4 protein-coding genes are annotated in these 5,128 nt (G+C 40.6%); all 4 read right to left on the reverse strand.

Features of this window, described 5'->3' with window-relative positions; all coding sequences use genetic code 11:
• Positions 1 to 1,923 (reverse strand): SLAP domain-containing protein (locus OCH80_RS09970; RefSeq protein ID WP_404540611.1); only part of this gene is annotated, 1,923 nt, incomplete at its 3' end.
• A gap of 520 nt (positions 1,924 to 2,443) precedes the next feature.
• Entirely contained in the window at positions 2,444 to 2,641 is a 198-nt protein-coding gene (gene tnpB, locus OCH80_RS09975; RefSeq protein ID WP_404540614.1) for an IS66 family insertion sequence element accessory protein TnpB, read from the reverse strand.
• A gap of 166 nt (positions 2,642 to 2,807) precedes the next feature.
• The gene (locus OCH80_RS09980; protein WP_404540617.1) at positions 2,808 to 4,088 is read right to left on the reverse strand and encodes a Rib/alpha-like domain-containing protein; all 1,281 of its coding nucleotides are present in this window, start codon (positions 4,086 to 4,088) and stop codon (positions 2,808 to 2,810) included.
• Positions 4,089 to 4,184: 96 nt separating this feature from the next.
• Positions 4,185 to 5,102, reverse strand: a complete 918-nt coding sequence (locus OCH80_RS09985; RefSeq protein ID WP_404540620.1) for a hypothetical protein — start codon at positions 5,100 to 5,102, stop codon at positions 4,185 to 4,187.
• Between the last annotated feature and the right edge of the window lie 26 nt (positions 5,103 to 5,128).

Consider the following 5,128-nt stretch of genomic DNA (forward strand, 5'->3'; position numbering starts at 1 on the left):
AACAGTCACTTGAGTACTCGAGTCTCTATTTCTGTTGAAGTCTGCCGCGCTTGTTTTCGAATTCTGATCAAGCACCAGACCAACATAGTCATAATCGCCCATGCAGTTCGTATAGTGGCCAGTTATGCCACTGCCATGCGCGTCATAAATTGCTTTTTCTTTAGTGTACCAGCCACTCAATGGATCACTGTAGCCCCATGCCAAGTTCTCTGCATTAGATACATCCACATTCTCTGGATTGTTCATGAAATATGTATGATCCAGCGTGCTATTTGAGATAATACCGGCGATGCTTGCATAGACCATAAGGTCATAGTCAACGCCTAAAGCATTATGATTAGAAAAATTATTGTCTGATGCACGGAAGCTGTTAAGTTCCTTGATCAAAGTAACATCTTTCTTTAAATTGCTAGTCGACAAGAAGCTCTTAACTGAATCATCCAAGCCATTTACATAGCCTGACAATACGGCAACGTTTGCCATGCCGGTTTTTGAGTCTTGATAGTAGTTAGCTGTTGCCTTGCTCATGATAAAGTCATAGCCTGCTGCTTCATAAGCACTAGAAGCCTCATCATAACTGGCTTTAGCAGCTGAAACCTTGTTATTGTAGCTAGTTTCGGCTGCCGTGTATGCTTGATTTGCACTATCTAAAGCTGCCTTCTTTTGATTTAAGTCATTCTGCGCGGCTTCTAACGAACCCAGCTCTTCAGCCAGCTTCTTGTACTTATCATAATCAGCCTTAGCTTGTTCATCATAAGTCGGACGAGTTGAACCAGCAGCAATCGTGGTTGTCGTAAATCCATCTGCCTTAACCCAAGCAGAACTATTGTTATCCTGCGGATCAGCAATCTTATACCACTTTACGCCACTCTTATCCGTAGTCATCGCTAATACGTGATAAACAATTGGATAGTAGTTGCCTTCAAAAAGTTCCGCTGTTGCGGCACTCTTCTTTTTGCTAAACGTGCCATCGGAGTTCAAAGCGAACATATCGATGTTCTGACTACTTTCCGTAGCGCTAACGTTTCTCTTTACGTTAAAGTTTGCAGCCTTAACAGATATTGTATTCTTTGAGCTTGAGCTATTAGAGGAACTCGAACTAGATCCGCTGTTAGTTGGCTTAGAAGCGGAAGAAGAATTGTTCTTAGTGGTTGAAGAATTACCTTTGTCGCTTACATTAGACGTCTTTGAATCTAAAGTTGAATTGGTATTTCCTGCTGAAGAATTTCCCTTGCCACTTACATCAGTCGTCTTTGAATTTGAAGATGAATTGGTATTTCCTACTGAAGAATTACCCTTGCCATTTACATCTGTGGTCTTTGAATCTGATGCCGGATTGTTTTTAGCTGCAGTAGCATTTTTCTTGTAGGTCACCTTAACAGTCTGATTCTTCAGCTTGTAGGTAACTTTAACTGCACCAATACTTGACCGACTAGCAGTATATCCTTCCACCTTGGTCGCGGTATACTTCTTCCAAGAAGAGGTGCTCCATTTTCCATAAGTCTTCTTCTTAGTCTTGTTGTCCGTCTTCACGCTTCTCTTGATGTATGCTTTCTGGATCACCTTCTTCTCACCCTTTGGCTGGTAGAGTTTGATAGTTCTGGTGATCTTCTTCGTTTGCGTGGAATAGCTGTAGCGGGCGAAGTCCTTCTTGGCATCACTGGTCCGGATATAGCGGCCTTTGCCAAGACTGTAGTACTTCTTCCCCTTAATCGTTTTAGTACCATAGACGGTCAGCTTGGCCTTCTTGTATGATTTCTTAGTCTTCTTTCCTTTTGATGTGTATACATAAGCTTTCTTAGAAACATACACTTGGTATTTTGCCGCGGCTTGTACGCTTACTTGTGGTGCAGCAGCAACAAAGCCAGCTGTTCCAAGCAATGCAACCGAAACCTTGCTGATAGCTTTCAGCTTCTTGTCCATGATTTTGTCCTCCCACTTGTTATTAGATATTCACACATTTTAATTTTTGACTTAAGCACGTTTTTTGTCAAATTACTTTTTTTGAAATAACCGGACAATAAACAAATGTGGTCCCTTAAGCTGCCAATACGCATTCCAGCGCTAAATATAAATACTCGTCAAGAATTAAGGCACACAATCCCGAATAGATGTCGGAGTCATACTTTAACAAGTTTAACTAATTTACTATAATCATTACACCAATGTTATTTCTTCTTGTGTGCAGCCTTTAAAGACTTCTGGTAAGGCTTATAAGCCCTTGATAATTGCTGGTTGAATTTCTTAATCTTCTTCACCTTAGCATTTACTGTATCATAGGCCTTTTACTGCTGTTCGCATTTTCTTGAGTAGCATTGACCTCTGACTTATCAGTTTGAGTTTGTTCATAAGCTCAGTATCCTAGTCGACTCATAAGAAGCAACATAACTATTAAGTGCTGCTTCAAATTCATCAACGCTCACTTGCGTCCCCGATTCGCTAGTTAAAATCTTTCCTCTGCCAAAATCTGCCACACTTGTCCCCGTACTTTGCGGCTGCTGCAGAAGAGAAAAACGCATCCAGAGAAGGAACCGGGGTTGAAACTCTTCTTAACTATGTATGCAAGCGAATCGATTCCCCGGCGCATGTCAGTCTTACCACAAACAATGAACATTCGACCTGATTCAACTAAATTAATCATGGCTCAAGAACCTGTCCACGACTTCGATCATAACCTCGTTAGTGGCATCACTGTAAAATGACATCTCAAGCACTTTGGACTTCGGATTATATAAGTAAGTCAAGGCTTCTCTTACAAAAAGTTAGAAAAAAGGAAAATCCAGTCCGATGTGGACTGGATTTTTGAGTTATTTGACGTTAACAATGAAACTGCCAGTCTCATATCCGCTTTCATCTGGGAAGTAGACACTCAAACTGGTCTTATATTTTCCTGGTTTTGGAGCATCAACTGAATCTAAATCAGAATTAAAGTAAATATTAGTGCCTTTTGGTAAAGCTGTGCCGATATTTAAGAAACGGCTTGGGTTAATTACCGTACGCCCCCAAAAGCCATATTCTGTATCTTGTTCCAATGGTTCTTTTGAAGAAACAGTAAAGCTCGATGCCTTTAGTGAAATCTTGGCTTGACTTGCTTGAGATGGTAAAACTGTAATCTTAAACTTCTTTGTGTATTCATATGAACCATCGGGATATATAACCTCAATCCGTGCCGTATATGTTCCGGGCTTTTCTGTGTCTAAATCAATATCAACTCCGGGGTGTTTTGGGTTTAATCCAGGATCAATAATTTCATGGAAAGATGTTTGATTGCTTGAGTATACATACTGTGATAAAGCTGGATCGTTCGGGAAATATCCAGGCGCATTGGTAATAGCATTTTGTCTCGAATCGAATGTATCGCCATAATTGAGCGTCACATCATGCACAGTTGGAGTGTACTTATCTGAATCCATAACTGGCACAACAAAGGTTACCGCACCAACAACTTCTTTTGAGCCATCACTGTATGTGGCTTGAATTCTTGTAGTATAGCTACCACCTTTTTTAGTATTAACAGTATCTAAATATTTATATTTAACACCGGATGGCAAAGAAGATTTGTTGGTAATAAAGTTTTCTGGGGTGCAACCACTATAAGAATCGGTGAGATCAGTACCCCAATTTACTTTAAACGTACCGCTCTTGACTTTTGGCTGGTACTTATCTGCCATAGTAAGACGTCTTACAACCTTCTGAACGGGTTTCTTAGTGGTAGTCTTCTTAGCAACTTTCTTGACCGGCTTCTTGGTAGTCGCCTTCTTTACCACCTTTTTGGCCGTCTTCTTGCTAGTAGTCTTCTTTGGAGCAGCCTTCTTTGCGGTCTTCTTGACTACCTTCTTTTTAGCAACCTTCTTAACCGGCTTCTTAGTAGCTTTCTTCTTACTAGTCTTTTTAGCTACTTTCTTAGTCGACTTCTTCTTGGTACTCTTTTTGGCTTTCTTCGCCTTTTTAGTACTCTTCTTTACAGATTTCTTGGTAGACTTCTTAGCTGCCATAGCAGTTGGAGCTGCTTCTACTGCTGGAACAGCAGCGCCAAAAAGGGCCAAGGCAACAGAAACCTCACTGATTGTTTTCAGCTTTTTACCCATAGTTTTGTCCTCTCACATATTATTAGATGATTACATCGTTCAATTTCTGACCAGAAATAATATTTGTCAAAAAATTATTCTTGCAATTAGCGAAAATTATTTTTTGATGTGGATGTAAAACTTGTCGTTGAAGTGCCACTCGAAGGTGTTCAAATTGTACTTCTTGAGTCTACTTTCATTGGTCATAGTTCTTGTAATTTTTGGATACTTGGCAGCCCATTTTGCTTCGTACTGACGATAAGCGGCTTTACCCTTGATGTAAGCCGTGTAAGATTCCTTAGTGAACAATACGCCCGTTCGTCCAAATTCTGCAACGCGTTGACCGTAAGTCAGATTATGCTTTTTGTATGTAGATTTCGATACTTCAAAATCCTGACTCCATACGCGCAGATTTTCAAGTGGGTGCGCTTCGAACCACTTAGTATAACCATCTTCTGGATTATTCTTTTCAGCCTCAGCAAGGTCGGCATCATATTTGGCCTTATTTTGAGCAGGAGTGCCACTGCCATAGTAGTCAATGAATTGAACGCCCTTGAAATAATCTACCTGAACATCCTTGGCTGGTACCCATGCATCTCTTGCATATTCACCATGTTCATTTAGACGTGAAATATTGTACATCAACCGACCGTTAATTGGCGCTTGTCCCCAAACTTCGACTTTACTACCCTTTTTAATGTAAGTTTTAACAATTTGTCCCTTACTATTACGCACGTAGCAGTTGATAGTCTTGCCCTTGCTGTTATAGACCGTTACGTTGACCGTAGTCTTTTTAGTAGTTTTCTTAGTCGTCTTCTTAACGGCTGTCTTCTTTTTAGCAGCCTTCTTCACCGGTTTCTTAGCAGCTTTCTTCTTGCTCGTCTTTTTAGCTACTTTCTTAGTTGACTTCTTAGCCTTCTTGGTAGTCTTCTTCGCAGCCATGGCAGTTGGTGCTGCTTCTACTGCAGGTACAGCAGCGCCTAAAAGTGCCAAGGCAACAGAAACTTTACTGATGGCTTTCAGCTTTTTACCCATAATTTTTTCCTCTCACATATTATTAG

This window comes from Lactobacillus sp. 23-2 (genome assembly GCF_044902225.1).
Classification (GTDB): domain Bacteria; phylum Bacillota; class Bacilli; order Lactobacillales; family Lactobacillaceae; genus Lactobacillus; species Lactobacillus absianus.

Bases quoted from the DNA above. Each gene is read 5' to 3' on its own strand.
- tnpB (WP_404540614.1), bottom strand. From the start codon at position 2,641: ATGATTAATTTAGTTGAATCAGGTCGAATGTTCATTGTTTGTGGTAAG.
- OCH80_RS09980 (WP_404540617.1), bottom strand. From the start codon at position 4,088: ATGGGTAAAAAGCTGAAAACAATCAGTGAGGTTTCTGTTGCCTTGGCC.
- OCH80_RS09985 (WP_404540620.1), bottom strand. From the start codon at position 5,102: ATGGGTAAAAAGCTGAAAGCCATCAGTAAAGTTTCTGTTGCCTTGGCA.